This window comes from Streptomyces sp. NPDC054841 (genome assembly GCF_053611045.1).
The window spans coordinates 1-2468 of sequence record NZ_JBSGZO010000774.1; the positions used below are offsets into that span (position 1 = coordinate 1).

Below are 2468 nucleotides of genomic sequence, written 5' to 3' on the forward strand. Positions count from 1 at the left end.
GCCCCGTTCCGCGCGTCTACCTGCAGGGTGCGCTGAGCGGCGAACTCCCCGGTGAGGACGAGCTCGTGGCGGCCGGGGTGCGGGTCGTGACGGTCCCGGGGGCGGGGCACAACATCATGTTCGACGCCCCGGACGTGTTCGTGCGTGCGGTCGCCGCGACGGAGCCGGTGACGGGGGTGGCGACCGGTGCGGCGGCCGGCGTGGCGACGGAGGCGGTGCCTCAGTCCTGACGCACCGCCAGGGCCAGGAAGCGCGCGTCCTCGTCGGCGTACGAGACCAGCCGCCATCCCGAACCGTCCAGCAGCGGACGGAGATTGGGCTCGGCACGCAGATCGTCCTCGGTGAGCTGCCGGCCCTGGCGTGCGGCCAGCGCGGCCCGCCCGATGGGATGGAACAGCGCCAGACGCCCGCCGTCGCGCACCACCCGCGCCAACTCGCGCAGATTCTCCGCGGGCCGGGGCAGATGCGCGACGAGACCGGCAGCGAACACCGCGTCGAGCGACCGCGAACGCATCGGCAGCCGCGCCACATCGGTGAGCACCAGCGATCCGGCGCGGTCCCGCCCGGCCCGGACCGCGGCCGCCAGCATCGCCGGGGTCAGATCGGCCCCGACGACGGTGCCTGCCCGCCCCACGGCATCCCGCAGCGCCGGCAGCGCACGCCCGGTGCCGCAGCCCGCGTCCAGAACCGCCTCGCCGGGGCGCAGGCCGAGCGCGGCGACCCCGGCGGCGTAGGCCGGGCCGTCGTCCGGGAAGCGCGCATCCCAGCCGGCAGCGCGGGCGCCGAAGAAGTCCTGTACATGCGTATGGTCGTGGGTCATGCGGGACATGATCCCGCAGGCCCTTGCCGGTCCTGCATCCGTCCCTCAGACAGACGTACGGTGCGCACGTTCGAGCCAGGTGCGATCGTTCGGAAACATCTCTCTGTCATATTCCATCAGCTTTCGAAATGCGCCCCAGCCGCGCGCCCCCTCGAGGACTAGCGTCCCTGAGCCATGGGACACCTGGACCACGCCGCCTTCGGCTGGCTGACCCCCGTGCTGTCGTACGTGATGGCATGCATCGGCGCCGCCCTCGGGCTGCGCTGCACCGTACGCGCGCTCGACGCGACCGGCCGATCGCGCCGCAACTGGCTCATCACCGCGGCCTCCGCCATCGGCACCGGTATCTGGACCATGCACTTCGTCGCCATGCTGGGCTTCGGCGTGACCGGCAGCGACATTCGCTACAACGTGCCGCTGACCATCCTCAGCCTGCTCGTTGCCATGCTCGTCGTCGGCGCGGGCGTGTTCGCCGTCGGCCACAGCCGCGACCGCGTCCGCGCCCTGCTGCTCGGCGGTCTCACCACCGGACTCGGCGTCGCCAGCATGCACTACCTCGGCATGGCCGCCCTGCGACTGCACGGCGAGGTGCGCTACGACCCGCTCCTCATCGCGCTCTCCGTCGCCATCGCCGTCGTCGCCGCGACCGCCGCCCTCTGGGCGGCACTCAACATCAAGTCGCCCGTCGCGGTCGCCATCGCCTCGCTCGTCATGGGCGCGGCGGTCAGCAGCATGCACTACACCGGCATGTTCGCGGTGAGCGTGCGCGTCGAACCGTCGGGCGGGACACTGCCCGGGGCCACGGCCATGCAGTTCATCTTCCCCCTCGCCGTCGGCCTCGGGTCCTACCTCTTCCTCACCTCCGCCTTCGTGGCTCTCTCCCCGACGGCGGGGGAACGGGCCGCCTACGCCTCGGCCGCGCGGACCACCGAACCGGCCGGCGTGCCCACCAACACCCGCACAGCTCCCTCGAACGCCGCACCCACCACGCAGTAACGCTGCCTCGCCCGCCGCACCCCACCGCCCCGTACCCGGAACGAGGAGGCCATGCGCACACCTCGCAGCACGCCCGGCGCCGATGCGCCGCCACCGCATGCGCACCCGCCTGTCGGACCGACAGCGCCGGGAACACGCGGACGCCGCGCCCACGCCGGACCACCCGCGGACGAACGGCCGGAACCGGCAACGGACCGCGATCCGGCAGCAGGACGGCCGGACGACGGCCGCCGCGAGAAGTGGCAGCTGCGCCCCAGAACGGTACGTGCCAAGATCGTCTCACTGCTGATGGTGCCCGTCGTCTCCCTCCTCGCCCTCTGGGGCTTCGCCACCGTCACCACCGCCCAGGACGTCGCCCGGCTGCGCCAGCTCCAGGACGTCGAGGACGGCATCCGCGGACCCGTTGCCGAAGCCGTCACCGCCCTGCAGGCCGAACGCCGCGCCGCTCTCCGTCAGATCGCCGCCCCTGCCCCGGAGCGCGCCGCCGAACTCCAGCAGCAGGTCACACTCACCGAGGCCGCCCTCGCGAAACTGTCGCTCGACGACTCGCACACCGTCGCCGACAGGGGCGACCTCCCCGCGGCGGTCGCCGGCCGGCTCGACCGGCTCATCACCGGAGGCCGCGAACTGCGGGGCCTGCGCGTCTCCGTCC

The 2468-nt window shown here is 73.2% G+C and carries 4 protein-coding genes; 3 read left to right on the forward strand and 1 reads right to left on the reverse strand.

Features of this window, described 5'->3' with window-relative positions; all coding sequences use genetic code 11:
* Positions 1 to 230 (forward strand): alpha/beta fold hydrolase (locus tag ACWGI8_RS43025; protein WP_453668916.1); only part of this gene is annotated, 230 nt, incomplete at its 5' end.
* Here ACWGI8_RS43025 and ACWGI8_RS43030 read toward each other — a convergent pair.
* Positions 221 to 820: a class I SAM-dependent methyltransferase gene (locus ACWGI8_RS43030; RefSeq protein ID WP_453668918.1), complete on the reverse strand. Its 600-nt coding sequence runs from the start codon at positions 818 to 820 to the stop codon at positions 221 to 223. The genes ACWGI8_RS43025 and ACWGI8_RS43030 overlap by 10 nt on opposite strands.
* A 174-nt stretch (positions 821 to 994) precedes the next feature.
* Between ACWGI8_RS43030 and ACWGI8_RS43035 the strand changes: the two genes are divergently transcribed.
* Both ACWGI8_RS43035 and ACWGI8_RS43040 read left to right on the forward strand, forming a co-directional pair.
* Positions 995 to 1816 carry an MHYT domain-containing protein gene (locus tag ACWGI8_RS43035; RefSeq protein WP_453668919.1) on the forward strand — a complete coding sequence of 274 codons (822 nt, stop codon included), beginning with the start codon at positions 995 to 997 and terminating at the stop codon, positions 1814 to 1816.
* Between the two features lie 51 nt (positions 1817 to 1867).
* Positions 1868 to 2468 (forward strand): nitrate- and nitrite sensing domain-containing protein (locus ACWGI8_RS43040; protein WP_453668921.1); only part of this gene is annotated, 601 nt, incomplete at its 3' end.

Excerpts from the sequence above, each read along its gene's own strand:
- ACWGI8_RS43030 (WP_453668918.1), bottom strand. The coding sequence starts at position 820 with ATGACCCACGACCATACGCATGTACAGGACTTCTTCGGCGCCCGCGCT.
- ACWGI8_RS43035 (WP_453668919.1), top strand. The coding sequence starts at position 995 with ATGGGACACCTGGACCACGCCGCCTTCGGCTGGCTGACCCCCGTGCTG.